25 protein-coding genes and 1 pseudogene are annotated in these 26,081 nt (G+C 34.0%); 17 read left to right on the top strand and 9 right to left on the bottom strand.

Annotated features, from left to right (window positions below; all coding sequences use genetic code 11):
* The first annotated feature begins 3 nt into the window (after positions 1–3).
* From EJF26_RS05685 to EJF26_RS05665, 5 genes are all read left to right on the top strand, one after another.
* Positions 4–1,695, top strand: coding sequence for an ABC transporter permease (locus tag EJF26_RS05685; RefSeq protein WP_001216192.1), 1,692 nt, complete (start codon positions 4–6; stop codon positions 1,693–1,695).
* Between the two features lie 2 nt (positions 1,696–1,697).
* On the top strand, positions 1,698–2,408 hold the full coding sequence (locus tag EJF26_RS05680) for an MgtC/SapB family protein (RefSeq protein WP_001191972.1): 711 nt from the start codon (positions 1,698–1,700) through the stop codon (positions 2,406–2,408).
* A 94-nt stretch (positions 2,409–2,502) separates the two neighbouring features.
* Positions 2,503–2,865 carry a hypothetical protein gene (locus tag EJF26_RS05675; protein ID WP_000870371.1) on the top strand — a complete coding sequence of 121 codons (363 nt, stop codon included), beginning with the start codon at positions 2,503–2,505 and terminating at the stop codon, positions 2,863–2,865.
* A 128-nt stretch (positions 2,866–2,993) separates the two neighbouring features.
* Positions 2,994–3,995 carry a LacI family DNA-binding transcriptional regulator gene (locus EJF26_RS05670; protein WP_000793419.1) on the top strand — a complete coding sequence of 334 codons (1,002 nt, stop codon included), beginning with the start codon at positions 2,994–2,996 and terminating at the stop codon, positions 3,993–3,995.
* Between the two features lie 678 nt (positions 3,996–4,673).
* On the top strand, positions 4,674–5,477 hold the full coding sequence (locus tag EJF26_RS05665) for a hypothetical protein (protein ID WP_000241823.1): 804 nt from the start codon (positions 4,674–4,676) through the stop codon (positions 5,475–5,477).
* Between the two features lie 223 nt (positions 5,478–5,700).
* Here EJF26_RS05665 and EJF26_RS05660 read toward each other — a convergent pair whose 3' ends face one another.
* On the bottom strand, positions 5,701–5,907 hold the full coding sequence (locus tag EJF26_RS05660) for a hypothetical protein (protein WP_125844512.1): 207 nt from the start codon (positions 5,905–5,907) through the stop codon (positions 5,701–5,703).
* A gap of 173 nt (positions 5,908–6,080) precedes the next feature.
* Between EJF26_RS05660 and EJF26_RS05655 the strand changes: the two genes are divergently transcribed.
* Together EJF26_RS05655 and EJF26_RS05650 are read left to right on the top strand one after the other, a co-directional pair.
* Positions 6,081–6,647, top strand: coding sequence for a hypothetical protein (locus EJF26_RS05655; protein WP_000362844.1), 567 nt, complete (start codon positions 6,081–6,083; stop codon positions 6,645–6,647).
* 115 nt (positions 6,648–6,762) lie between these two features.
* Positions 6,763–7,959, top strand: a complete 1,197-nt coding sequence (locus EJF26_RS05650; RefSeq protein WP_185962787.1) for a DUF8743 domain-containing protein — start codon at positions 6,763–6,765, stop codon at positions 7,957–7,959.
* A 499-nt stretch (positions 7,960–8,458) separates the two neighbouring features.
* On the opposite strand, the gene EJF26_RS05640 is transcribed toward EJF26_RS05650, so the two are convergent.
* Positions 8,459–8,821 carry a hypothetical protein gene (locus EJF26_RS05640; RefSeq protein ID WP_000732925.1) on the bottom strand — a complete coding sequence of 121 codons (363 nt, stop codon included), beginning with the start codon at positions 8,819–8,821 and terminating at the stop codon, positions 8,459–8,461.
* A gap of 699 nt (positions 8,822–9,520) precedes the next feature.
* Between EJF26_RS05640 and EJF26_RS05635 the strand changes: the two genes are divergently transcribed.
* Positions 9,521–11,137 carry an AAA family ATPase gene (locus tag EJF26_RS05635; protein ID WP_000428257.1) on the top strand — a complete coding sequence of 539 codons (1,617 nt, stop codon included), beginning with the start codon at positions 9,521–9,523 and terminating at the stop codon, positions 11,135–11,137.
* The gene (locus EJF26_RS05630) at positions 11,124–12,062 is read left to right on the top strand and encodes an HNH endonuclease (RefSeq protein WP_000757489.1); all 939 of its coding nucleotides are present in this window, start codon (positions 11,124–11,126) and stop codon (positions 12,060–12,062) included. The genes EJF26_RS05635 and EJF26_RS05630 overlap by 14 nt, the downstream gene beginning before the upstream one ends.
* A gap of 827 nt (positions 12,063–12,889) precedes the next feature.
* On the opposite strand, the gene EJF26_RS05625 is transcribed toward EJF26_RS05630, so the two are convergent.
* Both EJF26_RS05625 and EJF26_RS05620 read right to left on the bottom strand, forming a co-directional pair.
* On the bottom strand, positions 12,890–13,768 hold the full coding sequence (locus EJF26_RS05625) for a LysR family transcriptional regulator (RefSeq protein WP_001049301.1): 879 nt from the start codon (positions 13,766–13,768) through the stop codon (positions 12,890–12,892).
* 127 nt (positions 13,769–13,895) lie between these two features.
* The gene (locus EJF26_RS05620) at positions 13,896–14,246 is read right to left on the bottom strand and encodes a helix-turn-helix domain-containing protein (RefSeq protein WP_025168989.1); all 351 of its coding nucleotides are present in this window, start codon (positions 14,244–14,246) and stop codon (positions 13,896–13,898) included.
* A 358-nt stretch (positions 14,247–14,604) separates the two neighbouring features.
* Here EJF26_RS05620 and EJF26_RS05615 point away from each other — a divergent pair, with 358 nt between their 5' ends.
* The 4 genes from EJF26_RS05615 to EJF26_RS05600 all read left to right on the top strand — a co-directional run bounded on the left by EJF26_RS05615 (position 14,605) and on the right by EJF26_RS05600 (position 19,300).
* Positions 14,605–16,230, top strand: a complete 1,626-nt coding sequence (locus EJF26_RS05615; protein ID WP_000560191.1) for a malolactic enzyme — start codon at positions 14,605–14,607, stop codon at positions 16,228–16,230.
* 76 nt (positions 16,231–16,306) lie between these two features.
* Positions 16,307–17,254: an AEC family transporter gene (locus EJF26_RS05610; RefSeq protein ID WP_004246742.1), complete on the top strand. Its 948-nt coding sequence runs from the start codon at positions 16,307–16,309 to the stop codon at positions 17,252–17,254.
* A gap of 432 nt (positions 17,255–17,686) precedes the next feature.
* Entirely contained in the window at positions 17,687–18,652 is a 966-nt protein-coding gene (locus tag EJF26_RS05605) for a hypothetical protein (RefSeq protein ID WP_000243686.1), read from the top strand.
* Positions 18,653–18,787: 135 nt separating this feature from the next.
* The gene (locus tag EJF26_RS05600) at positions 18,788–19,300 is read left to right on the top strand and encodes a GNAT family N-acetyltransferase (RefSeq protein WP_000624241.1); all 513 of its coding nucleotides are present in this window, start codon (positions 18,788–18,790) and stop codon (positions 19,298–19,300) included.
* A gap of 73 nt (positions 19,301–19,373) precedes the next feature.
* Here the strand turns inward: EJF26_RS05600 and EJF26_RS05595 are convergent.
* From EJF26_RS05595 to EJF26_RS05575, 5 genes and pseudogenes are all read right to left on the bottom strand, one after another.
* Positions 19,374–19,592 (bottom strand): annotated as a pseudogene (locus EJF26_RS05595) (IS3 family transposase); the annotation flags it as partial.
* 100 nt (positions 19,593–19,692) lie between these two features.
* Positions 19,693–20,232 (bottom strand): DUF3278 domain-containing protein, encoded by a 540-nt coding sequence (locus tag EJF26_RS05590; protein WP_000711219.1) that lies wholly within the window; start codon positions 20,230–20,232, stop codon positions 19,693–19,695.
* A gap of 12 nt (positions 20,233–20,244) precedes the next feature.
* Positions 20,245–20,586, bottom strand: a complete 342-nt coding sequence (locus tag EJF26_RS10110; RefSeq protein ID WP_000838123.1) for a hypothetical protein — start codon at positions 20,584–20,586, stop codon at positions 20,245–20,247.
* Positions 20,587–20,596: 10 nt separating this feature from the next.
* On the bottom strand, positions 20,597–21,139 hold the full coding sequence (locus EJF26_RS05580) for a DUF3278 domain-containing protein (RefSeq protein WP_000712421.1): 543 nt from the start codon (positions 21,137–21,139) through the stop codon (positions 20,597–20,599).
* Between the two features lie 15 nt (positions 21,140–21,154).
* Positions 21,155–21,349: a helix-turn-helix transcriptional regulator gene (locus EJF26_RS05575; protein ID WP_001082470.1), complete on the bottom strand. Its 195-nt coding sequence runs from the start codon at positions 21,347–21,349 to the stop codon at positions 21,155–21,157.
* A 162-nt stretch (positions 21,350–21,511) separates the two neighbouring features.
* Here EJF26_RS05575 and rsmH point away from each other — a divergent pair, with 162 nt between their 5' ends.
* From rsmH to mraY, 4 genes are read left to right on the top strand one after another with little or no spacing between them, the layout of a single operon-like run.
* Positions 21,512–22,462, top strand: a complete 951-nt coding sequence (gene rsmH, locus EJF26_RS05570) for a 16S rRNA (cytosine(1402)-N(4))-methyltransferase RsmH (protein WP_000159435.1) — start codon at positions 21,512–21,514, stop codon at positions 22,460–22,462.
* Positions 22,463–22,472: 10 nt separating this feature from the next.
* A complete protein-coding gene (ftsL, locus tag EJF26_RS05565) occupies positions 22,473–22,790 on the top strand; it encodes a cell division protein FtsL (RefSeq protein ID WP_000840795.1) in 318 nt (105 codons plus the stop codon).
* 3 nt (positions 22,791–22,793) lie between these two features.
* Positions 22,794–25,049 carry a penicillin-binding protein PBP2X gene (gene pbp2x, locus EJF26_RS05560; RefSeq protein WP_000758880.1) on the top strand — a complete coding sequence of 752 codons (2,256 nt, stop codon included), beginning with the start codon at positions 22,794–22,796 and terminating at the stop codon, positions 25,047–25,049.
* A gap of 1 nt (position 25,050) precedes the next feature.
* Positions 25,051–26,031, top strand: coding sequence for a phospho-N-acetylmuramoyl-pentapeptide-transferase (mraY, locus tag EJF26_RS05555; RefSeq protein ID WP_000625789.1), 981 nt, complete (start codon positions 25,051–25,053; stop codon positions 26,029–26,031).
* Positions 26,032–26,081: the final 50 nt, after the last annotated feature.

The raw sequence follows: 26,081 nt of genomic DNA, 5'->3' as shown, positions 1-26,081 counted from the left end.
AGTATGCGTCATAAATTAAATTGGAAAGATTGGCTCATTCGTTTAGGCTTAATCTGGTTCTTGGTAACTTTCATCATTTATCCAAACTTTGATTTAGTAGTTAATGTATTTGTGAAAGGTGGGGAGTTTTCACTTGATGTCGTACAACGAGCTTTTAAATCTCAACGTGCGATTCAGAGTATTTTTAACAGTTTCAAGTTAGCATTCTCACTAATTATAACTGTTAATGTTGTTGGTGTACTTTGTGTATTGTTTACAGAATATTTTGATATTAAAGGAGCTAAAATATTAAAACTAGGATACATGACGTCACTAATCTACGGTGGAGTAGTTTTGGCTACTGGTTATAAATTCGTTTATGGACCATATGGCATGATTACCAAATTTTTACAAAGTATTATTCCATCTTTAGATCCTAACTGGTTTATTGGTTATGGTGCAGTTCTATTTATTATGACATTTTCTGGTACTGCTAATCACACCTTATTCCTAACTAATACAATTCGAAGTGTAGACTATCATACTATTGAAGCTGCACGTAATATGGGTGCAAAACCATTTACAGTGTTTAGAAAAGTAGTATTGCCAACTCTAATTCCTACTTTATTCGCTCTGACAATTATGGTTTTTCTAAGTGGGTTATCAGCAGTAGCAGCACCTATGATTGTTGGTGGGAAAGAATTCCAAACTATTAACCCAATGATCATAACATTTGCTGGAATGGGAAATTCTCGTGACTTAGCCGCCTTTCTAGCAATTATTTTGGGTATTGCCACTACGATTTTGCTTACTATTATGAACAAGATCGAAAAAGGCGGAAATTATATTTCTATTTCTAAAACGAAAGCACCTTTGAAAAAACAAAAAATCACATCTAAACCATGGAATATCATTGCTCATATTGTTGCTTATGCTTTGTTCACTGTTTTCATGTTACCATTGATTTTCATTGTATTGTATTCATTTACTGACCCAGTTGCAATACAGTCAGGAAACTTATCATTATCAAACTTTACTCTTGATAATTACAGATTGTTCTTTAGTAATAGTGTTGCGTTTTCTCCATTCCTAGTCAGCTTTATATATTCTATCATTGCAGCAACTACTGCAACAGTTCTTGCTGTTGTGTTTGCGCGAGTAGTTCGTAAACATAAAGCTCGATTTGATTTCTTGTTCGAATACGGAGCTCTTCTTCCTTGGCTATTACCAAGTACACTTCTAGCAGTTAGTTTATTGTTCACTTTCAACCAACCTCAACTTTTAGTCTTTAACCAGATTCTAGTTGGTAGTTTAGTAATTTTGCTAATCGCTTATATTGTTGTAAAAATACCATTCTCTTATAGAATGGTACGTGCAATCTTATTTAGTGTTGATGATGAGATGGAGGATGCTGCTAGAAGTATGGGGGCTTCACCATTTTACACAATGATGAAGGTTATTATTCCTTTCATCTTGCCGGTAGTTCTTTCTGTTATCGCACTCAACTTTAACTCTTTATTGACCGATTTCGATTTATCTGTATTCCTTTATCATCCATTGGCTCAACCATTAGGTATTACGATTCGTTCTGCAGGTGATGAAACAGCAACATCTAATGCACAAGCTCTTGTATTTGTTTATACAATTGTTCTAATGATTATTTCAGGGACTGTATTGTACTTCACACAGAGACCGCGTGGTAAGAAAAGGAAATAGTAATGCAATCATCCAGCATGGGACTATCATACATTGAAATTATTATTAGAGTCGTGTTGTCTTTGGTCATTGGAAGTATTATTGGCTTAGAAAGAGGAAGTAAATCTCAACCAGCAGGTATTCGTACACATAGTATCGTTTGTATGGCTGCTTGTTTGATTATGATGACTAATGAATTTGTATCTTATAAGTTTGGAACAGGAGATCCGACACGTTTAGGTGCTCAAGTTATTTCTGGTGTTGGTTTTCTTGGAGCTGGAACAATTCTTATCACAGATAAAAAGAAGGTTACGGGTCTGACAACTGCAGCAGGAATTTGGGCTTCTGCAGGAATAGGTTTAGCTATTGGAGTAGGTTTTTATGAAGGTGCTCTGTTAGTAGCTATTTCTGTGTGGAGTGTGATTTCTATGTTTCAGCCTTTAAAAAAATATCTTCAAAGTCGTTCAAAAGTTATTGAATTATATATTGTAGTTAAATCTACTGAGGCATATAATCGAGTATTAGTTTATTGTGCAGAAAATGGAATTCGATTGAATGATTCAAGAACTGCTTTTGGAGATGTTAATTCTGAAAGAATTGAATATTTTGATGTTCCAGACAAAAGAATAGCATCATTTATGACTCTAGAACTTTCAGGTAAGTTTGAACATCTTAAACTAATGGAAGAAATAGCAAATATTGTTGGTGTTATTTATGTGGAAGAAGTTAGTTGATATAGAATAAACAAAGGGGCAGTTATTCTTGTCCCTTTGTTTTTTAGGTGATAATTGACTCGAAATTATTTGCAAAGTATAAGGATAAACATAAATGAAGGTATATAATATTAATTTTGACTGTGGAAGAATAACGTATTTTGAATATAATTCTTTAGTGCAAGTATATAGATTTCATTCTTTTTATGATATTTGTGAAATTGTATTTTCGTCTTCTTTACCAGCTGATGATATATTAGCAAAAGTTATTGTTAAGGAAAAGATTATTCCGATCTTAGACTGCTATGTCCAAATGTTATTAGATACTTTTATAGTTTCAATGGATTTTACCGAAAATGATTTTTTATATTTTCGTGGTAAGTTATTTTCATACAAGTTTATCAGTTGTGAAGTAGAAAAAATTGTAAAGAATAAAAATTTTAATTGTCAATGTTATTTTTTTGAATCGGAAGAATAGAGTATAAAATAGAAAATTTTGAAATTAAAGTTTTGTTAAGATACATTAAAATATTTTACTAAATTCTCTTGTTAAAAAAAGTAAATATTGTATAATAAAATTAGATAAATCATAAATGGAGGACTAAAGTGAAAAATTTAAACGATAAAAAGGTAACTATTTATGATATTGCGCATTTATCAGGTTTTTCTCCAAAAACTGTTTCACGTGTTATTAACGGTGGTGAAAAGGTAAAAGAAGAAACTTATCGAGCTATTCAAAAAGTCATTGATGAGTTGTCGTATGTTCCAAATGCATATGCAAAAAATTTGACTAAGAAAGAAACTACAAACATTTTGATTTCCGTTAAAAAGATTGATTCTTTTCCCTTGATTTGGTTTCAAACTTTACTAGATAGAGTTCTACAAACTTGTAAAGAGTTTGGTGTAAACGCTATTGTTGAATACTTTGGTGAAGAAGATACGATTAGGAATTCAATAATTTCAAGTACAGGAAGCTTAATAGATGGAGTAATAGTATTTTATGAAAGTAAAGACGATATTCGGATTAATTATTTACAGAAAAATAATATGCCTTTTATAGTTTTTGGAGAATCTCGAACACCTGATGTTGTTTATGTATCTAATAACAATTTTCAAGCCACTTATGATATGATGGAATTAGTAACAAAAGAGAATATTAAAAGTATGTTGTTACTTATGGGAGGGGAATCTCTTGTTAATAAGGATCGTGAAAAAGGTATTCGTACTTTTTTGACTGATAAAAATTATTTAATGGATTTGCAAGTTATTTATGGTTTAACTACAATTGATTCAGTTTATTCATATGCTATAAATAATTTATCTAATCAAAATCATCCGGATATGATATTTGTTTCTGGGGATGAGAAGGTTCAAGGGCTGATTCGTGCGTGCTATGAGAAGGGGATTACCATTCCTGATGATATTTCAATAATTGGATTCGATAATATTCCTATTTCGCAATATTATACTCCAGCTCTGTCTACTATTTCTCCTAATTATGCTATGTTAGCCCAAAAAATGATAGAAGGTGTTTTAGCAATCATTAACGGTGAAAATATAGAATCCGTTGAAATATCTTCAAAAATTATTAGAAGACAAAGCTTTTAATCGGTAAAAAATACCGATTTTTTATTTGATAAAATATTAAAATAGTAGGTAGATGTATTTCTATGAATCAATTTTTTGCAGAAATTGGACTATCTATCTGATGCATAACTGGTTAAGCTGTAGCAGTATAGAACCTTGTATCTTCATAGAGTATATTGAAAGATATTTGCGATAATTTATATTGTATTCCGTATATCAAATGTACAAAACAATAATAATTCAAATGGTGTGAACTTTTTGGTAAAATCTAGCTCAATTTGTGTATTTTTAGGGTAAAATTCACACCATTTAATTGAAACTTATTCAAATTAGATGAAATTAGTTTTCTAAAAAAAGCGGAGAAACGCTGATTTAAAGGGGATTTTGAAACTTATTCAAATATAAATGTATCCAACCAGGTCTTAAGAAAGCTCGTAAAGCATCACAATTCTCAAAACGTTAATCAATACGATTATATCAACGTTTACAGACATTCAAGAATTATCTCTTGGATGTCTTTTTTTGTTTAAAAATCAAGAATTTCCCTGATTACTTTTCAATCTTTAAAATTAATTTAAAGTTTAAATTTCTTCTTATTAGTAGTATAATATATTTAAAGGTTGTTAAAAATTTAAGTACTTATTCTAATTTATAAAATACTAAGATAAGTAATAGATTTTATGGAGGTTTTCATTTTTTATGGTGAAGTATAAGAGAAAAAAGAATGAACTGAAAGAATATTGGGATGATCAAATTAATTTTTTGATTAGAGAGGTTAATGAATTTGATAATGGTAGTGAAAATGAAGCAAGACGAATCGCTTCTTGTTTAAGAATATTACTGCATGAAACTAAGTATTCTAAGTCCTTGGTAAGACAAATAGGTATTAATTTAATATATTTTTCGTCTAGCAGTTTTTATAATCCTGCTAATTTATTGACATCATGGACATTATTAACACTACAGCTTTGTCCTGATGGTATCCAGTATTTACCAAATATTATTTATGATAAGGATAATCGTTATTTTTGTTATACATTTGATGACTGGTGGAATGAAGTGATATTTGACGATAAGAGTAATGTTTTTACTAGAAAGGATATTATTCTTTTTGTAGCAAATAATGATGGTGGTGCACATGTTGACCCTGAACTAAAGGAATCTTTTTTCTTGTTATCAAAACAAAATTCTCTTGGTATTATGGATAATTTCGATCAGACTCCAGAAAATAATCCTATTTATCAGGCTGTCAGATCAATAGCAGAGGAATTTTTGATAAGTTTGAAAATAAGTGAGATAGGTCTTAAAACTCGAAAGCAATGTAAGGATAAGACTTTTGAAATGAGATTTTTTGATGATAGTAGAAGATATAAATGGTCGAGTACGGAGACTAATGCTTCAGAAGAAATAAAGGAAATTGTAAATCAACACAGAGTAGAAGATAGAAAGCTCTATCTGCAAGAATTAGGGAATGGTATGAAAGTAGAATTTGTTGGGAAATAAATTATTTTTGCAATCAGATGATTTAAACGAAAAATAATTAGTGGTAGGAAAAATGTAAATAATTTATTGATTTATTTTATTATTTTTTAAGATTTCTAAAAGTAATCTCACCAACTGTCTTATTAACTATATCAGTTGTATTTATATATGTTTTTGTAATTTGTTTATTAATTTTCTCGGCGTTTTCGCGAGGGTTGTCATCTTGATTGTTATCATTTGTAAACTAGGACTTTTCCCGAGCAATTTCCTCTATAAAACTTATTTCAAGCTGGGATGGTATAAACTCAAAATAGATCTTGTTAGTATGAGCCTCTTGATAAGGTTTGAAAGTGCTCTCTAAAAATATATAATACAGGTCCTTTCTTAAAGGTAAAAAATCTTTTTTCCAGTTTCTTTGTTCTTCCATAATATTCTCACTTTCTGCAAACATCTATATATTACAGTAAGTATTTATAAAGTAAGTGAGTATTTGTTAAAATTTTTAGTTAGCACTTATTGATTTTTCATATTATTCAATTGAATCAGCATTTAAGAGTTGAAATGAGAGACTGATTATAATAAACTAATATTAAGTATTTAAGTTTATACAAGAGCAATGAAATTATGGATTTATTTGCCGATTTAATATTAATAACAGAAGAAAACATACATGAATTTAATGTACCTGGGGTATGGGCTTTATTTGGAATGAGAAAAGATTCAAACAACGAAACTTATTACTGTCTACAGGTTGGACAAAAGATGTATAGTATTAAAGATGATGTTGAGGCTGCTCAAAAATTCTTAACGGAAGGGATTAAAGATGAACTGAATGAACGTATGTATGTAAATTATTTTAAAGAAGAGTTGTTTTCATATAGGGTAATTACATCATATAGAGAGTTCTTATATGGAGAGGAGATTAAAAGAAAGTTCAAAAATTTTAAATTTATTTTTATTTCAGGGGAGACAAAAGATAAAGAGAGAAAAGCTATAGAGAAAGCATTTGCAGTTGAAACAAAAGCAATATACTTTCGAAATGGACGTCCTTTTGAAAAAGGTAATTCGTTTAATTTTGATAATAGAAGTAAAATCAATACTAAGAAACAAGAAAATGTCAAATTTTCTGAAGAAATTAAGAATTTTATAAATAAGTACAAAGAACAGTTTAAAAGAGTAGAGAGTTTTTAAAATTAAAACCTGCTTTATAATTTTTATAATGGAATAAAATTTTAGGAGGATGTTTGTAGTGTGTAATGTGCAAATGAAATATCTATTTATTGTCGATTCGGAACTAGAAAGTACAATGAAACTGAGTAATTTATTACAATCGCGATCAAGTATTAAAATAGATCTGAACAAAAAGATTCTCAAATTTAATGAATTTGAAGCTGCATGTAAGATAAAAACAATAAATAATGGGATGTCTAGTGCTAATTCTTATTTTACAATGGAAATTAAGTGTAAGGAATTACTGACTGCTGAAAAAATTAACAGTGAGATAAATCGTATTTTTTATAAGTTTAGAAATGATAGGGTTGTACTTTTAGATGATGGTGTTTCAAGAGTATATAGTTCAAAAGCATATTCTATATTACATGAGGTAGAGACTGCTTTACGAGCTTTTATAACTGAATTGATGACATTTAGCAACCCTAACTGGCTCGATGAAGTTAGAGAAATATTGAATATTTCAAGTGATAAAGATAAATCAGATAACAAAGTTCTCTACAGTAGAAATTTTGATCAACTTCGTGAGTTTTTATTTACAGACTACAGTGACACTAGTTATGCTGATATTATTGATGAAATTTTAAATGAGAATGATGAAGAAAAAAAAATAAGCTTAGTAAGCGAGATACCAAACAAAATTCCGAAAACTAATTGGGACCGATTTATTAAAAATAATGCTACAAATATTTCTATTGATGATGCAAAATTCCAAAAATTATTAAAACAAATTTATACACAACGAAATAAGATAGCGCATTGTAATGAATTTAGAAAAGAAGATTATGAGATGTTTGCTAAAAATTGCAACACTATTTTGGAATATCTTAATAAGCTTACAGAAGTTATAATTGGATGTATGAGTAAAGATTCAGATTTGAAGAATGAAGTTTCGGCTATTTTTACACCTGAGGAACTTTATAAATCTCAAGATACTATTATTGTACCAGCTAATGAAGAAGGCTTTAAAGAAGTGTTTTTAGGTGAAAATCGATGGTATGACGTAGCAATCTGGGAAGGTCGGAAAGAATACATTAAGTACATTGCAGCATACGTTACATATCCAAAAATGAAAATAACCCACTATGCGGTTGTTGATAATGTAGATACATCGCCCTATAATTCAAAAAAGAAAATTATTTACTTTGATGGAGAAGCAAAACAACTTAGTAGACCAATAGATCTTGGAAAAGATAAGACTGCATTTCAAAGAAGTAGATATACAACTTTTTCAAAATTGCAAGAAGCTAAGACTGCAGATGATTTGTTCTAGATAATTTTGAATATTTGAGATTTTATTTTAATTGAAGTTGAATTACTCACATTATTTTAATTCCAATATATCTCAAATAAGTATTCTTAGATTTTTAGTTAATATTTTAGCATTTTGTTAAAATATATCCACCCTATCCAAGTTTGGGTAGGGTTTTTCATCATTGAAAATTCGAATTAAAATTTCAATACTTGCTTTTAAATGGAATAGTTCAGCTGTTATATCGCTGTTAGAGTGGTTGTTTTCTATTTGTTAACAATGGCGTTTGATATGCCATAATGCTTTTTGGATGTTATTTTCTTTTATATTTTTCATGGTTATATCATATCAAAAGAAATTATATGATTACTCTAATAATTCTCAAATGATTAAAAATAACTCTGAACGGTATATACAGATTATAAACAAGTATTTTAAAATATTTTACGGATACAAAAAAGAACACTCGAATGTAGTGTTCTTATGAATTAAGCATGGCTTTCTCTAATTTTCGAGTATATTATTGATAGCCATACTTTTTTAAAGCTTCTTGATAGACCTTGCTATCTTTTTTATAGTAGTCGTGTTTCATACCTGAGATATCTACAGTAAATACATCATCTTTAAAAGTATAACTTTTTGTAAGTTTAATGATATTTTCTCCCAATAATTGAATGGTTGATTTTTCTTTATCTATAGTAAATCCTTCAGCCTCTCCATGTTTAATGATTCCCGTATCCCCAGATATAACAAAAGCTACTTCATTTCTATTTTCATTTATCCAGTAATATTCTCCATCTAAGGAGTTATCTGATTGCTTAGAGCAGGCCATTAGCAAAAATGTAGACATAGATACCAATATTAATACGAATAATTTTTTCATCTCACTTCCTCCTTTCAACATTATACCAAATAAATATCACAAGTATAATATAGATGCTGTCAGTCACTATTAAATATCTTTCGAGAAAATACTTATTTTTCGGAGATTTAGTTAAAAGTATTTATCAAAAATAAGAAGCGTAAATTTTAATTGATTTGCGTATTTTTTGTTATATTTTTCTTGAATTGGAACTTAAATTACCGTTTACGTAAAATTAATGGAAATAGCTAAAAAATGATGATATGATTTTGATGTCATTATTTTATGAGTCAGTGTAAAATAAGTTGTGTAAACACCAAAAGGAATAAATCCGTTATAGTAGAATTGTAAAATGTTATTAAGTTTTCTACTCGCTGATAGGTTTATATTAGAATATATTTTGATATAATATAAGAGGGTGTTTTTAAATACTAATCTTTATGAGTTTATTTTGAGCGATTATTATTGATATGTTTCTAATATCCTAATTCATATTTTTGGAAATTAAAAGTAAGTAGCAATCTCCTTCAATACTGATAAGAAGCTATTGTGAATTATATGAAAATAATATTTATCAATTGCTTGTTTACAATTTGAAATTAACAACAAGAAACAATTTGATTATTATTTTAATAGAATCTAAAGTTAAATAGAATGATAATTTCTATGTTTTGTTGAAGGTATGAATGTATTTAAAAAAACTATATGGAGGTAAGTTGGATGGAGAATAAAAAAAAATCATCCTTAATAGATTTTTTGGATAAAATTTCTATTGAGGATGCTGGTTGGTTTGATTATGGAAATAATTGTATGTTGTATCTTAACTATCGTGACCAGAATCTTGAGTATCGTTTCCCAATAAAATATATTGATATTTATGGAAATAATATTAGGTTGTTAAAAAAAAATCAGATGCTATTTAATGAATCTATAAAATTAATAGAATTTTCTGTAGGGAATAAAGAGTATTATGAATTTTTAACAAATGAATTAACGTACGAAGTAAAATGTGAATGGTTAAAGTTAGTAAATGATTTAGCCTTTAGTCCTAAGTTATTTCATAGGATGGAAAAAACAATACCTAGGAATCTAGTTAAGTCTTTTATGCGAGGTATTAATAGAAATGAGATTGATACTATCTTAAATGACTTAGCTCGGCAATCAGATTATGGAGATATAAATAGACATATATCAATGGAAATAAGGCACTTTAAAGAATATGTTTCATCATTTATATTGACTTCAGAAAAATTTCAACATTTACCAAGTAATACATACGCTATTATAGGGAAAAATGGTTGCGGTAAGACTAGATTCTTAGATAATTTAGTTGCTAATTTCTTAACTGGTCCAAAAGAAAATTATTATTTTTCAACAGCTGTTAATCACTTGCTGTATGTTTCGTTTAGTCCTTTCGACTTTCGAAGCAACAGTATATACGAAACAAAAGAAAAATTAGAATTTTTAGGTATTCCGGAAATAACATTAAAAACAGCTAGTATAATGATTGATTCATTATTACCTAAGATGTACTGTGAAAAAAAATATATAATTAAAGAACTCTATACTGAGGAAATTAGAGCTACATATTCTAAAAATAAAAAAGAAGAAATACTTGATTTAAAAAAGGATATAGAAAAAAAGAATGAATTAATGAACTATTACTATGGATTAAAACCAGATGAAACAGTGAATTTTCGTTCAATTAATAATGACAATATTCTATTATTAGAATTACAAAATACTATTTTTGAATTTTTTAATCCAATTAAAACTGAAGAAAGAAAATTACTATTCACAATACTTTCAGGTTTATTTCCTAATGATAATTTTGCTGATGTAATAACTGCAATTATTAAAAAAGGAGAAATTACTAGAGATGATCTATATTGTATAAAGAATTTTAGTTCAGGACAAAAAATATTATCAATCTCTTTGCTTGGGTTGATCATGTTTTCTATAGAGAAATCTGTTATTTTAATAGATGAACCAGAAACATTTTTGCATCCTCCAATGATAAAGCAATATATTCAGTCAATTAATAGAATTGCTAAAGAAAAAAACAGTATATGTGTGCTTACAACGCATTCACCTATTGTAATTCAAGAGTTACCAAATGAATGTGTATTTAATTTAAAAGATGGTAAGTTAAGTATTTTTCCAGATAAAACTTTTGGGGAAGATTTGCTTACACTGTATAATAAAGTTTATGGGCTAGAGGAATCTAGAAATGGATATTCAATTATCTCATCTTACAATACTTTGACTGATAATGAAATTGAACAATTAGGTAATAATGCATATATAGATTGGTTATATAGAAATGAAGAAGGTTAATGGATTTGTATACTTTGGTAAAATGATGCACGTTATTAATAGGATATCTTCAAAGGATCCGACTAATGTATCAAATAAATTTATAACAGATGGCAGATATAAATTGTATATGAAATATCGGCAAAAAAAATATTTGAGTCTAGCTAAAAAAAGAAAACTGTATCTGCTTGGTAAAAGTGAGAACTTTTTGGAATTATCTAAAGAAGAATTAAAAGCATTTCACACGAAATTTTCATCTGATTTTAAAGAATTTTTACCTACCTGTTTGACTAAAATGACTGATACTGAAGCGATTTGTCCTTTTTGTGAAAGGCAATTTCCTAGCTTTATCACGACAGAACATATACTTCCACAAAGTGAGGCTGCAGAATTTATAATTTTACCAGCAAATATGATATTGGCATGCCGTGACTGTAATACGTGGCTACATTCAAGAATGGGAATGAACAATACCGATACTGAAATCAACTTGTATTTTGAATCTTATGATATTACTAGAAATATAGAAATTAATTTTGTTACTGATCGAAATGCTAATCAAGAATTATTAATCTATAGACCTGAAGTAAAATTCGCTAGTAATCGCTATAGTGATTCTGTTCTTCAAAATAGATTATATAGGTTTTGGAAAAATTATCAATTGGGAAATACCTATTCTAAAGAAGCTCATAAAACATTTTTAAATATCTCAATTAGGTTGGTGGTGAAGTTGACAAATAATGGAGCTCAGGCAGTAGATAGACGGAAGTTAACTGCTTATTTAGAAGAAATAAAGAAGGAAGCTAAAGAGTGTAATAGAGTTGCGGAGCGTATTGCTAACTTTTACTGGGAATTTAGAATTTCTGATTTTTTCTTAAAAAATGCAGTAGAATTTGACAATTTATGTGTATTTTTGGATGGTAAGCTAAATGAGCTAGTTACTTAATATTTAAAGAAAATAATTATAGTTAGTTTACATGAGGCTTATTACTAATAAAATCAACTATGTACAGCTTCTTTATCAGGATCAAAATATTCCTTCAATAATATTGTGTGGGAACTTAAGCAAAGTTTCAGGATGTCAATTGAATTAGTCTTTTAATTTAGTGCAAATTGTAGGAGAATTTTTATAAACTTGTTAACTTTGATTAAAGTTATGAATTTTAGACTTGATTATCAACTGATGTTTTTATGATTCTTCCTTGAATATAAAGGATTATGCAATTATAAAAGCAGTATCTGCACCTAAAATAATTAATTTAAATCAGATTGACAATATGATTTGAATAGATAATGCTGACCTCTTAGATTTTTACAAGAAAAACAAATTTATGCCACCGTTATAAATTACTTAGTGAGAAACTCTATTCGGGAGTAGTAATAGCTAAGTTTTTTTCCTTGATATTTCCCTCATTCAATAAAAACTTATACAAATTTTTTGAAATTAAAAAGATAGTCGCAACTATAAGATATTGATAAAAAGCTATTTTAGAATTTGTTGAAACAAAACTATGTCAAACCAGGTCTTAAGAAAGCTCGTAAAGCATCACAATTTAGTAAACGTTAATTCGAGAGAATTACTATACTTACAAAGAGCACCTTTCGGGGTGTTCTTTTTTATCGACATTTTGTAGATTTATAATTGGGAATCTCGTTGAATGGTATCAGGTAAATGAAAAATTCGGCGATCATATCCTATTTCTTCGTACTTTAGTCTAATACCTATAATGTAAAAAACTCTAGCTATCAGGTAGTTGATAGTTAGAGTTTTTTCTATTCATATGATTTAATGAGATTAAATAAGTCCTCTACTTCTGATGACGGTGTAGCTGATTTGAGATAAGCGTAATAAACTGTAAATGTTATCTGGTCCTCCGGTATTAGAGGGATTTTTATTAAATCATCATCTTCATCAGAAAGTGCGATATCAGCCAGTAAACTAACGCCAATCCCTTTCTTTAAAAGTTCTTTAAGAATGACAATGTCATCAGTCTTAAAGAATATTTCTGCCTTGTTTTGATGCTTTTGATTAAGTAGTTCAAAAGCTTTTAGATGAACAAAGTGTTCGTCTAAGAGGATAAAGGATTGATCTACTAATTCTTCAAAAGTGAGGGAAGGAGCAGTAGCAAGAGGATGGTTCTTAGATAAAACGACATACAGTTCTTTATGAAAGAGTTCATGTGTCTCTATTGAAGGATGATTGAGTGGTTCAATCAATCCGAGTAAGCTCGCATCTAGTTCTCCCTTAAGGAGAAGATTTAATAATTCTACGGATCCACCACGAATAGGACGTACCTTTTTTAAAAAGTCGAATTTATCTTTTCCGTTTAAGGCAGCAAAGAGATACTGAATGATAATAGGAGGGAATCCTACAGTAGAGTATTGTGCCAAGGAACGATTGATTTCTTTGCGAGTAGAAATGATCTCAGGTAAGATCTTTTCTGTATGCTTCAGAAGGATTTGTCCTTGAGTAGTTAATTTGAAGGATCGATGTGAGGGATCATGGTGAATCAATTTGCAATTAAAAGATTCCTCTAAGCGCTTGATGGCATAAGAAATAGATGGTTGGCTGACTTTATGTTGTTTTGCTACTTCCGTATAGGATTGAAGTTGGCAGAGGTCATAAAAATATTGTAGATCTTTTAAATTCATATAGGCTCACTTTCATTAGCTGGAGAAGGAAAATAAGTGGAAATCATCAGATAAATACTTTTTATCCGTATCCTACAATTTGACTATACGAGTATTCACCGGTTAAAATGTAAGTGAGTCAGGGATATCAAAGGTTATCTAAGATACTTTCAAAAATGACCAACATCTTTTCTCGTTTATCAATAGGGAGCTGTTTAATCTTCATGTTGATTCTTTTGAGTGAAAGATTGTCGGTCTTATCAGAGGTTGATTCAAGGCTATCAAAATTGAAAAATTCCTCTGGGGTCATCTCTAGGGCGACAATCACTTTTTCAAGACTGTGAATGGTCAGATTCACATTTTGGTTTTCAAGTTGATTGATATACTTAAGCCCAAGTCCTGCTTGTTCCGAAAGTTCTTCCTGGCTCATTTTTTTCTGTGTTCGAAAATATTTCACTTTTTGGGAAATATATTGTTGTAAATAGTTTTTATTCGTCATATAAATAGAATACAAGTTTTGTATGACAAAAAAACATCTTAAAAAATACAAAGTATTGTATAACAAACTTATATGATATTTATTTTAATTCGGATTGCCAATTTGTAAGATTAGTTTCTTTTACTCGAAGCTTTTAGTAAAGAGTGATCATTGAGAGTTTTATAAGTTCAGAACTTTATAAAATATAACAACTTAAAGTGTCATTAATAATGGTATTTTAAGTATAAAAGAGCTTATTAGAAATCGTTCTCGTAGACTCATTATAACATATGCGTACACAATTGTATTTTTCAAACAACAAAGTTTTCCAAACAATTCGTTTTAAGTGGTATAATAGAAGTAAAAAGGAGGTTGCACTATGATTGCACATGATATTTTAAACAATCCTTTCCTAAATAAAGGGACTGCCTTTACATTAGAGGAGCGGAAGGAACTAGGCCTTATTGGTTTACTGCCACCGTATGTTCAAACGATTGAAGAACAAGCGGCGCAAACTTATGCACAAATGCAAACAAAAGCCAATGATTTGGAAAAGCGTCTTTTCCTAATGGAAATTTTTAATACCAACCGGACTCTTTTCTATTACCTCTTTTCTCAACATTTGGAGGAATTCAATCCAATTGTATACGATCCAACTATTGCAGATACCATTGAAGGCTATAGTGATCTCTTTGTAGATCCACAATATGCGGGATATCTTGATATCAATCATCCTGAAAATATTGAAGCCACTTTGAAAAATGCTGCTGGGAATCGCGAGATTCGTCTCATTGTTGTAACAGATGCAGAAGGAATCCTTGGAATCGGTGACTGGGGAACAAATGGTGTCGATATTTCTGTTGGGAAATTGATGGTCTACACGGGTGCTGCTGGAATCGATCCTTCTATGGTCCTTCCTTTAGTAATTGATGCAGGGACTAATCGTGAAGAACTTCGTAACAATCCTAATTACTTAGGGAATCGTCACGAACGGGTTCGCGGAGATCGTTACTACGACTTCATTGACCAATTTGTTCAAACAGCAGAACGTCTCTTTCCTAAACTCTACCTTCACTGGGAAGACTTCGGTCGCTTGAATGCTGCCAATATTCTTGAAAAATACCGGAAACAAATTCCGACCTTTAATGATGATATTCAAGGTACAGGAATCGTTACCTTGGGTGGTATCTTTGGTTCACTGGATATTAGTGGTGAAAAATTAACAGATCAAGTTTATCTCTGCTATGGTGGTGGTACTGCGGGTGCAGGAATTGCCTCTCGTGTTCTTCGTGAAATGGTGAGTGAAGGTCTTTCTGAAGAAGAAGCCTATAAACGTTTCTTTATGGTTGATAAACAAGGTCTTCTCTTTGATGACATGGATGACCTAACTCCTGAACAAAAACCGTTTGCTAAGAAACGTGCTGACTTTAGTAACGCAGACAAGTTGACTGACCTGCTTGAAGTAGTGAAGACTGTGAAGCCAACCATTCTTGTAGGAACTTCGACTCAACCTAATACCTTCACTAAAGAAATAGTAGAGGCTATGTGTGAAAATACAGAGCGTCCGATGATCTTCCCTTTGTCAAATCCAACCAAACTAGCTGAAGCTAGTGCCAAAGATTTGATTGAATGGTCAGATGGCAAAGCTTTTGTCGCAACAGGAATTCCTGCTGATACGGTTTCTTATAAAGGTGTCGACTATGTGATTGGTCAAGCCAATAATGCCTTGATTTACCCAGGTCTTGGTCTAGGTATGCTGGCTTCTGAAGCAAGTCTTTTAACTGATGAAATGATTGGAGCAGCAGCTCATTCATTGAGTGGTATTGTCAATCCAGGCCAACCAGGAGCTCCTGTTTTGCCACCGTTCAAATATGTAGCAGATGTTTCTATTAGAGTAGCAGAAGCAGTCGCTAAAAAAGCGCAAGAGCAAGGTCTTGCACGCGCTAAGGAAACAGATATGGCCAAAGCAGTTCGTGATTTGAAGTGGTATCCAGAGTATAAATAATTCATTTCTGCAGCTATCCTTCTATACCGACAGATTTATATAGGCTGTGGACTTAAGTAATTTAGAAAGGATACCTATGTCGCTCTTTTTAACCTCGATTACGAGTATCATTCCGATTATCGCTATTATTGTTTTGGGGTACATTCTTCAGGTGAGGGGATGGTTTGGAGATAACTTTGGACCTAACCTGTCTCGTTTAATCATGAATGTAGCCTTGCCAGCATCAATCTTTGTGTCGGTGATGAAATACCTAACGCTAGATAAGCTAATCAGTCTTTCTGGAGGCCTCCTTTATACTTTTGTAGCATTTAAATTGGGATATATCGTAGCTTATATTGCGGTTAGGCTTTTCAAGGTCTGTCCAGGACGGCGAGGGACCATGATTAATACCTTTGTGAATGCCAATACTATTTTTATTGGTTTACCATTAAACGTTGCTCTTTTTGGGGATCAGGCTCTTCCTTATTTCTTAATTTACTATATCACCAATACGATTTCCACCTGGACATTGGGCGTGTATTTGATGACGAGCGATAGTAAATCGGGTCAAAGTAAGGAGACAAGTAAATTTGACTGGAAGAAATTGCTACCAGCTCCGCTTGTAGGTTTTCTTGTGGCTCTACTATTTTTGATTCTTCGAATCTCTATTCCAGATTTCGCAACGAATACCTTAACCTATGTTGGAAATATCGTCACTCCCCTATCTCTGATTTATATTGGTATTGTTCTTGCTAAGGCAGGCTTGAATACCATTGCTCTTGATAAAGATACAATTGTCACTTTGGTTGGACGCTTTATCCTAGCTCCTCTAATCATGCTTCTTGTATTGAAGTTCTTTGCACCAAATATGGCGACAGTAGAATTTAAGACCTTTATGATTCAGTCTGCTACACCAGCTTTAGCTGTTCTTCCGATCCTTGCGAATCAGGGAAAAGGAGATGTGGAATTCTCTACGAATGTGGTGACTCTAAGTACGGTTCTATTTATCGTTGTTATTCCGATATTACAAACTTTATTAGGATAAGAAGGAAGAGGATAGGATTGAAAGTTTTGCGTTAAGAAATTTCACTATTTTAGATACATCTATTCTTATTTCTTGAAATCAAAATCGGAAGAAACTCCTCTAAAGGTTGCTATTAAGCGATTTTGAGATGTCCTAAAACCAAGACTGTTCAAACCAGGCTTGAAAAAGGCTCGTAAAGCTAGCCAGAGTTCTCTAAACGTTAAGAACCATCTACAATACAGCATTTACAACACTTCATGCTTCACACCATGGGGTGTTTTTGGCTTTTCTCATCTTTTCACGGTATCGCTCATGTGATATAATGGGACAAGAGTTGCTCCTCATTTCAGACGAGTTTATGGAATTCAGGATAAGTTATCAGGTGAGATGAGTATTTCTGTCAGTCTCCTATACATCCGTTAGCAGCTATCTAAAATAAAAGGAGATTGTAGATTGGTTTTATTAGTATTAGGGATTTTGGTTTTGCTCATTCTAATCTTAAAACAGAAACAGAAAACTGCTAAAAAATCTGAGGGAAACGCCAAGAAAAGAAATTGGCTATTAATAGGTTGCTTATCCATAGTGATCCCAATCGTAATCTTCACAGTGTTCAGTCCAATTTTTGCTCTAATTGATATGTGGGGGCTATTTGCCCATGCAAGTCGAACTGAACTTGAGCAAGCTGTGCATCGTTCTTATCAAAATTATGGTCTTACAGGACAGTTTGAGTTAGAGGAATACGAGAAAAACTATACAAGTGTAGGAGGATTTATAATCCATGGTACCTATAGTGAAAATATAGCCGGAAAAACCTATGAGGTTAAAACTCGATTTAAATACTATACTCGTTTTTCGGAAATTAAAACATATAGAAAGACAGATGCAGAGGTTAATTACAAAAATTATAAAAAAATTTATGATGTTTTCCCAGAATTAGCCTATTTAGGGATTGAGGTTAGTCCAGGCACCAGCGAATTTTTAAAAACACTGGACAGTTCAATCAAAGATCCTAAACTGCCTTATTTGAAGTATCAAGGTATTGGTTTTGAATTCAATAGTCAATCTGATAATATCTATCTTTATAATGAAATATTAGAGGAAAATCAAAGTAAGGGCCAAGCTCTGCAAGGAATGTATCCAATGGATGCTCAATATCTTTTCCAAAAAGAGATTTTTATACCGACATTTGAATTTCAGTATTTCGTTCCAAAAGAAAAAAGAGATCTCTTGTATGATGACTATCTTAAAGAGCTTGAAGCACTCATGAAGGAATTTTTTGCCAACCAACCCTTACCAAGAGGTCTTTATGCTGTAAAAATTGCTAAGTATAAAGAGGATAAACTTGTCAATGATAGTGGTGTATACTATGTGAGGATTGAAAATCGTCAAGTTGTAAAGCTGTTGCAAAAATTAGAGTAGGAGTTGCTAGGGATAGGTCAGTCTAACGATATTTTTACTAAGAAGAGAAGGGGAGATTTGTCAGTTTATCGAAGATTTTAGCTGGAGTCAACATACAAAAATTTGAGTGTGGATAATGATGGAAGAGGATTTGTAATGATCAGTTTAGAGTTGCTGTCTGAAGAAAATAGTCTAGATGTATATGCTTTTGAAAAAGAAAATCGGGAGTATTTTGAGCGAAATTTACCTCCTAGACCAGCTAACTATTTTGATTTAGAAGGTTTTAAAGAAATTACAAGGGAATTGTTAACGGAACAAACGAATCGTGATGTCTATATGCATCTTATTAGAGATTCGCAAGGCGTTATGGTCGGGAGAATCAATTTAAGTGTCTTAGAGGGTGATCGGAAAACAGCAGAGCTTGGGTATAGGATTGGGGAAAATGTTAGTAACTTAGGTTATGCTAGCGAAGCAGTTAAGCTCGTTTTAGACAAGGCCTTTACGACTTATGGTTTCAATAGAATCATTGCAGGAACGGCAACGGGTAATCTAGCCTCTCAGAGGGTGCTTTTAAAAAATGGCTTCACCTTTAGTAGAATGATAGAAAATGACTTACAAATTCATAATGAGTGGGTTCATACAGCAGTATTTGAGATAAGGAGACCATAATATCATCAATTCCAGTCTACTGACAACTAAACCACCCGCTATTGTACCGCACCCCAAAAGTTAGACAAATAATTTAAGTAAAGGATTTAGTTCTGTATTGCACAAGACTAAGTCCTTTTAGTTTGACTTTAATTCGTTTGTTGTTGTAGTAATTGATGTAATTGACAATCGCCTTTTCAAAATCATAAAACATCTCGGATTCTAAAATGCTAAAGAAAGACTCCATTATGCCATTGTCTGGATTGTTGCCCTTGCGTAATATTGATGATTGAATTCCCTTCTTATCTAAGTAATGTCTTAATAGGGAAACTCCTTATGAAGTATTTTGTGGTAAATGGTGTACTTAATTTGATCATTCAAACCTATAAAACGAAAAATTAGCGAATCTTGGTCTATTTTTTAACGCGTTCCGATAAAAAGGCATAGGTCATGGTTCCAAAGATGGCACCAATACCCAATCCCAACACTAGTAAAGGGAGCATTTTATCGAAATGGAAGAGGTCATCCCCAAAGGTATCTAAGGGAAGATGCTGAACAAAGAGTTTGTAAAAGGCTGATAAGACAAACAAGCCAATTGGAATACTGATGAATACACCCCAACTACGAACTTTGATCTGGCTTTTGCTGTAGCTTTTGTGATGGATTTCGGACGGGTCATCCTTGTCTAAACGTAAGTCGCGAACTGCTAGTCTTGCCCTAGATGAGAGGACGAAGATAAGTCCAAAATAGAGGTAGGGCATGGCATCTCGAACCAACTCTATGAAGCGTCCAAATAGGAGATAGAACAAGAAGAGTAGGAGGGAGGAGTAAACGATTTGGATTAAGGCACGGGAACAAGCCCTGTAGATCATCTCTTGGCGGCATTCATCAAAGGGACCTTGTATGTGAAAGAATAGTTTGAGTAAGCGAGTGGTGAAATCTTCTTTTTTCATGGGAGTAACCTCCTAAATGAGCGATTTTTGATTGACTTCTTTAAAGAGTTGATAGAGAGTATAGAAGTAAACCAAACTAAAAATGATACAGATTATTAGAAATACCAGGTATCTCCAATCCATAGGATTTGTTAAAAGTTGTGGAAAGGATACGAGGATAAAACAGAGAGATGCGTTTAGAAGACGTATTTTTTTTGATTGGATTTTCTGGAATCTCTGTCCCTTGTTCAATACAGGAAGGAATAAAAGAAAGATAATCAAGAAAGGATGCTCAATATATTCAGAAAGTAGGAAAAAGGTAATAAAGATACTGATAAAAACATGACTGATCAGTAGTCTAGCTAGTGATTTCATAAGGCACCTCCTAGTCGTCTTCCTGATCTTTCTTGGATTTTGCAATGCGACGGGAGATGAGGAACTGTATGCTCACTCCGAAGAAAACAGAACCGAGAATACTCGTTAAAGCATTTCTTATAGTAAGAAGAGAATGAAAATAGTCCTGCCCTTCACCTATAAGTATATGGAGAAGAGGGGTTATAAAAAACATCCATAGGCCAAAGAACACACCCGCTTTAAGACCTGGGTAGTGTAGTTGCTTACTTTCTTTCTCACTCAGCATATCTGGTTCAATAGTTGTAATCCCTGTTTTTTGCATTTGGTAGGTGACATAGCCAGCAGTGATGAGGGCAATCACTAAAATCAGAGGAGGATAGACTAGAGCCACTAGTTGAGGATATTTATAGGCCAGAACGAGCGGAATAAGATTGCCGAAAATCATCAGATAAAATAGGAAGATAAAGACTTGGTTACCGATACGATCAGCTTCGCGTCGTTTGTATTCGTCAAGTGGATCAGAAATGCCGTATGTGCGTTTGATGAGTCTTTCAGTGAGAGTTTCTTTTTTCATTTGTTTGCTCCTTTTTTAAAAATCGTCTTCCCAAAAGAGGCTATTGAGGTCAGTTTGGAGGCTGCGGGCGAGGTTGAGACAGAGTTCCAGGGTTGGATTGTACTTGTCATTTTCAATCATGTTGATAGTCTGTCTCGAGACACCGATATCTTTGGCGAGCTCGAGCTGGGAAATGCCCAGTTCCTTGCGGAATTCTTTCACACGATTCATAGGGTCTCCTTTCTGATATGTCGCATATATTTGACTATATTATATTCTTTCGGGGAAGAGATGTCAAGTATACACGACATTTTTTTGAGAATTTTTTTCGAAGAAACTTAGCCTTGTCTGACAAGTGCAAGCTGGTCAGATTTGTGGTAAAATAGATAAGATATGACAAAAGAATTTCATCATGTAACGGTCTTGCTTCATGAAACGATTGATATGCTTAACGTAAAACCTGACGGTATCTACGTTGATGCGACTTTGGGCGGAGCAGGCCATAGCGAATATTTATTAAGTAAATTGAGCGAAAAAGGGCATCTCTATGCCTTTGACCAGGACCAGAATGCTATTGACAATGCGCAAAAACGTTTGGCACCCTATATCGAAAAAGGGATGGTGACTTTTATCAAGGATAACTTCCGTCATTTGCAGGCACGTTTGCAGGAGGCTGATGTCCAGGAAATTGATGGAATTTGTTATGACTTGGGAGTGTCCAGTCCTCAGCTGGATCAGCGTGAGCGTGGCTTTTCTTATAAAAAGGATGCGCCACTGGATATGCGGATGAATCAGGAAGCTAGTCTGACGGCCTATGAGGTGGTCAATCATTATGACTATCATGACTTGGTTCGGATCTTTTTCAAGTATGGTGAGGATAAGTTTTCTAAACAGATTGCCCGTAAGATTGAGCAAGCGCGTGAGGTGAAACCAATTGAGACAACGACGGAGTTGGCAGAGATTATCAAGTCAGCCAAGCCAGCCAAGGAGCTCAAGAAAAAGGGGCATCCTGCCAAGCAGATTTTCCAGGCTATCCGAATAGAAGTCAATGATGAGCTGGGCGCAGCAGATGAATCCATCCAGCAGGCCATGGACATGCTGGCTCTGGATGGTAGAATCTCGGTCATTACCTTCCATTCGCTGGAAGACCGCTTGACTAAGCAACTATTTAAAGAAGCTTCAACAGTGGAAGTTCCCAAAGGCTTGCCATTCATTCCAGATGACCTTAAGCCTAAGATGGAATTGGTATCCCGTAAGCCAATTTTGCCAAGTGCTGAAGAGCTAGCAGCCAACAATCGTTCGCATTCAGCCAAGTTGCGCGTGGCTAGAAAAATTCACAAGTAAGAGGAAAAACATGGCAGAAAGAATCGAAAAAACAAGCCAGTTATTGCAAACGAAGTTTAAAGGTTTTTCACGCGTGGAAAAGGCCTTCTATGTTTCGATTGCTGCAACAATGATTATCCTGGCAATTAGTGTTGTGTTTATGCAGACCAAGCTATTACAAGTTCAGAATGAATTGACCAAGGTCAATGCTCAAATCGAAGAAAAGAAAACCGAGCTAGACGATGCCAAGCAAGAGGTCAATGAATTGATTCGTTCAGAACGTTTGAAAGAGATTGCAAACTCCAAGGATTTGCAGCTGAATAACGAAAATATCCGAGCAGCGGAGTAAGAAATGAAAAAGTGGAAAGAAAAAATCATCCGTTATGCCGTTCGTAACCGTAAATCTCCAGAAGAAAACCGCCGAAGAGTAGGGAAAAGCCTGAGTTTATTGGCTGTCATACTCTTCGCTGTCTTTTTGGTCAACTTTGCGGTCATTATCGGAACGGGTAAAAAATTTGGGAAGGACTTGGTGCAAGAAGCTAAAAAGGTTCACCAAACAACCAAGACGATTCCTGCAAAACGAGGGACTATATACGATCGAAATGGGACACCTATTGCAGAGGATGCGACTTCGTATAATATCTATGCCGTTATTGACAAGACCTACAAGTCAGCAACAGGCAAAATTCTCTATGTAGAGGATTCTCAATTTAATAAGGTAGCTGAAATTTTCCATAAGTATCTGGATATGGAGGAGTCTTATGTCAAAGAACAGCTTTCTCAGCCAGATTTAAAACAGGTATCTTTTGGTACCAAGGGAAATGGGATTACCTATGCCAATATGATGGCTATTAAAAATGACCTAAAAACTGCTGGCGTTGAGGGAGTGGACTTTACAACTAGCCCTAACCGTAGTTATCCCAATGGACAGTTTGCTTCTTCCTTTATCGGTTTAGCGCAACTCCATGAAAATGAGGATGGCACCAAACGTTTGATTGGGACATCTGGATTGGAGAGTTCCCTAAATAGCATTCTGGCGGGTACAGATGGGATCATCACCTATGAGAAGGATCGTTTGGGAAATATTGTTCCAGGTACAGATCAAGCTTCCCAACAAACAGTAGATGGAAAAGATGTGTACACAACCCTTTCTAGTCCCTTGCAATCCTTTATGGAAACACAGATGGATGCCTTTCAGGAAAAGGTAAAAGGCAAGTATATGACAGCTACCTTGGTTAGCGCTAAGACAGGGGAAATCCTGGCTACAACTCAACGGCCGACCTTCAATGCCGATACCAAGGATGGCATCACAAAAGACTTTGTCTGGCGTGATATCCTCTATCAAAGTAACTATGAACCAGGATCGACCATGAAGGTGATGATGTTGGCCTCAGCCATTGATAACAATACCTTCCCTGGTGGGGAATACTTTAACAGTAGTGAATTGAAAATAGCAGATGCGACTATTCGAGACTGGGACGTCAATGAAGGATTGACCAGTGGTGGTACCATGACCTTCTCTCAAGGTTTTGCCCACTCAAGTAATATCGGGATGACCTTGCTTGAGCAAAAGATGGGAGATGCAACCTGGCTGGACTATCTTAACCGCTTTAAGTTTGGGGTGCCGACCCGTTTTGGTCTGGCAGATGAGTACACAGGTCAATTGCCTGCGGATAACATTGTCAATATCGCCATGAGCTCATTTGGACAAGGGATCTCTGTCACCCAGACCCAGATGCTTCGTGCCTTTACAGCCATTGCCAACGATGGGGTTATGTTGGAGCCGAAATTTATCAGTGCCCTATATGATCCAAATGACCAGTCTGTTCGTAAGTCTCAAAAGGAAATTGTCGGAAATCCTGTGTCAAAAGCGGCTGCATCCTCTACTCGAGACCACATGGTCATGGTCGGAACAGATCCTGTCTATGGTACCATGTACAACCATAGCACAGGAAAAGCAACTGTCAATGTTCCAGGTCAGAATGTCGCCCTGAAATCAGGGACTGCTCAGATTGCCGATGAGAAAAATGGAGGTTACCTGACAGGTGAAACCAACTATATCTTCTCTGTTGTGTCGATGCATCCTGCAGAAAATCCTGACTTTATCCTCTATGTGACGGTGCAACAGCCAGAGCATTATTCAGGTATTCAGCTTGGGGAGTTTGCCAATCCAATCCTTGAGCGAGCTTCTGCTATGAAAGAATCCCTCAATCTTCAGTCAACTGCCAAGAACTTGGATCAGGTCAGCAAGACGACAAGCTATTCTATGCCATCTACCAAGGACTTTACTCCGGGTGACCTAGCAGAGGAATTACGTCGTAACCTTGTCCAACCAATCGTTATCGGAACAGGAACTAAAATCAAGGAACTCTCGGTTTCTGAAGGAGATAATTTGGAAGCCAATCAGCAGATCTTGATCCTGTCAGATAAGGTCGAAGAAATGCCTGATATGTACGGCTGGACAGATGAAAATGTGCAAACATTTGCCAAATGGCTGAATATAGAAATCGAGTGGGAAGATAGTGGTAAAACGGTCAAGAAACAAAGTGTCCGTGCCAATACTGCCCTCAAAGATATCAAAAAATTGAAAGTAACTTTAGGAGATTAAGATGATTAGTTCCATTAGTGCTGGAATTCTTGCCTTTCTATTGACCCTGATCGGCATTCCAGCCTTTATCCGATTTTATCGAAAAGCACAGATTACAGGTCAGCAGATGCACGAGGATGTCAAGCAACACCAAGCTAAAGCTGGGACTCCAACTATGGGAGGTCTTGTCTTCCTGATCGTTGCAGTAGTTGTGAGTTTCCTTGTCGCTCTCTTTACCCAACAATTGACCAACAATGTTAGCATGATTTTGTTTATCTTGGTTTTGTATGGTTTGGTAGGTTTTTTGGATGATTTCCTCAAGGTCTTTCGCAAGATCAACGAGGGCTTGAATCCCAAGCAAAAACTTGCTCTCCAGCTGCTTGGAGGAGTGATTTTCTACCTCTTTTATGAGCGTGGTGGTGACATGCTTTCAGTCTTTGGCTATCCTCTTCATCTGGGTATTTTCTATATCTTCTTTGCCCTTTTCTGGCTGGTAGGTTTTTCTAATGCGGTGAATCTGACTGACGGGATTGACGGCTTAGCGAGTATTTCCGTGGTGATTAGCTTGTCAGCCTACGGTGTGATTGCTTATATGCAAAATCAACTCGATATCCTACTTGTGATTCTTTCCATGATTGGTGGTTTGTTAGGCTTCTTCGTCTTTAATCACAAGCCTGCCAAGGTCTTCATGGGTGATGTGGGAAGTTTGGCTTTAGGTGGGATGCTGGCAGCAATCTCTATGGCCCTCCACCAAGAATGGACTCTTTTACTGATTGGGATTATCTATGTCTTTGAGACAAGCTCTGTTATGATGCAAGTTACCTACTTCAAACTTAGTGGCGGGAAGCGTATTTTCCGTATGACACCTGTGCATCATCATTTTGAGCTTGGAGGATTCTCAGGCAAGGGCAATCCTTGGAGCGAGTGGAAAGTTGACTTCTTCTTTTGGGGAGTTGGGCTTCTAGCAAGTCTCTTGACCCTAGCCTTTTTATACCTACTGTAAAAATAATTTCTGATTACAAAATAAAACAGGATGAAGGTGATCTTCATCCT

Source organism: Streptococcus oralis subsp. dentisani (assembly GCF_007475365.1).
In the GTDB taxonomy this organism is placed as follows: Bacteria; Bacillota; Bacilli; order Lactobacillales; family Streptococcaceae; genus Streptococcus; species Streptococcus mitis_AX.
The sequence above is the reverse complement of the archived record's forward strand: the minus strand, read 5'-3'. Positions and strand labels throughout refer to the sequence as shown.

Excerpts from the sequence above, each read along its gene's own strand:
- EJF26_RS05650 (WP_185962787.1), top strand. The coding sequence starts at position 6,763 with ATGAAACTGAGTAATTTATTACAATCGCGATCAAGTATTAAAATAGAT.
- EJF26_RS05580 (WP_000712421.1), bottom strand. The coding sequence starts at position 21,139 with ATGAAAAAAGAAACTCTCACTGAAAGACTCATCAAACGCACATACGGC.
- EJF26_RS05590 (WP_000711219.1), bottom strand. The coding sequence starts at position 20,232 with ATGAAAAAAGAAGATTTCACCACTCGCTTACTCAAACTATTCTTTCAC.
- ftsL (WP_000840795.1), top strand. The coding sequence starts at position 22,473 with ATGGCAGAAAGAATCGAAAAAACAAGCCAGTTATTGCAAACGAAGTTT.
- EJF26_RS05610 (WP_004246742.1), top strand. The coding sequence starts at position 16,307 with ATGTCGCTCTTTTTAACCTCGATTACGAGTATCATTCCGATTATCGCT.
- EJF26_RS05640 (WP_000732925.1), bottom strand. The coding sequence starts at position 8,821 with ATGAAAAAATTATTCGTATTAATATTGGTATCTATGTCTACATTTTTG.
- EJF26_RS05575 (WP_001082470.1), bottom strand. The coding sequence starts at position 21,349 with ATGAATCGTGTGAAAGAATTCCGCAAGGAACTGGGCATTTCCCAGCTC.
- EJF26_RS05655 (WP_000362844.1), top strand. The coding sequence starts at position 6,081 with ATGGATTTATTTGCCGATTTAATATTAATAACAGAAGAAAACATACAT.
- EJF26_RS05660 (WP_125844512.1), bottom strand. The coding sequence starts at position 5,907 with ATGTTTGCAGAAAGTGAGAATATTATGGAAGAACAAAGAAACTGGAAA.
- EJF26_RS05620 (WP_025168989.1), bottom strand. The coding sequence starts at position 14,246 with ATGACGAATAAAAACTATTTACAACAATATATTTCCCAAAAAGTGAAA.
- EJF26_RS05615 (WP_000560191.1), top strand. The coding sequence starts at position 14,605 with ATGATTGCACATGATATTTTAAACAATCCTTTCCTAAATAAAGGGACT.
- EJF26_RS05630 (WP_000757489.1), top strand. The coding sequence starts at position 11,124 with ATGAAGAAGGTTAATGGATTTGTATACTTTGGTAAAATGATGCACGTT.
- EJF26_RS05600 (WP_000624241.1), top strand. The coding sequence starts at position 18,788 with ATGATCAGTTTAGAGTTGCTGTCTGAAGAAAATAGTCTAGATGTATAT.
- mraY (WP_000625789.1), top strand. The coding sequence starts at position 25,051 with ATGATTAGTTCCATTAGTGCTGGAATTCTTGCCTTTCTATTGACCCTG.
- EJF26_RS05680 (WP_001191972.1), top strand. The coding sequence starts at position 1,698 with ATGCAATCATCCAGCATGGGACTATCATACATTGAAATTATTATTAGA.
- pbp2x (WP_000758880.1), top strand. The coding sequence starts at position 22,794 with ATGAAAAAGTGGAAAGAAAAAATCATCCGTTATGCCGTTCGTAACCGT.
- EJF26_RS05675 (WP_000870371.1), top strand. The coding sequence starts at position 2,503 with ATGAAGGTATATAATATTAATTTTGACTGTGGAAGAATAACGTATTTT.
- EJF26_RS05665 (WP_000241823.1), top strand. The coding sequence starts at position 4,674 with ATGGTGAAGTATAAGAGAAAAAAGAATGAACTGAAAGAATATTGGGAT.
- EJF26_RS05685 (WP_001216192.1), top strand. The coding sequence starts at position 4 with ATGCGTCATAAATTAAATTGGAAAGATTGGCTCATTCGTTTAGGCTTA.
- EJF26_RS05635 (WP_000428257.1), top strand. The coding sequence starts at position 9,521 with ATGGAGAATAAAAAAAAATCATCCTTAATAGATTTTTTGGATAAAATT.
- EJF26_RS10110 (WP_000838123.1), bottom strand. The coding sequence starts at position 20,586 with ATGAAATCACTAGCTAGACTACTGATCAGTCATGTTTTTATCAGTATC.
- rsmH (WP_000159435.1), top strand. The coding sequence starts at position 21,512 with ATGACAAAAGAATTTCATCATGTAACGGTCTTGCTTCATGAAACGATT.
- EJF26_RS05625 (WP_001049301.1), bottom strand. The coding sequence starts at position 13,768 with ATGAATTTAAAAGATCTACAATATTTTTATGACCTCTGCCAACTTCAA.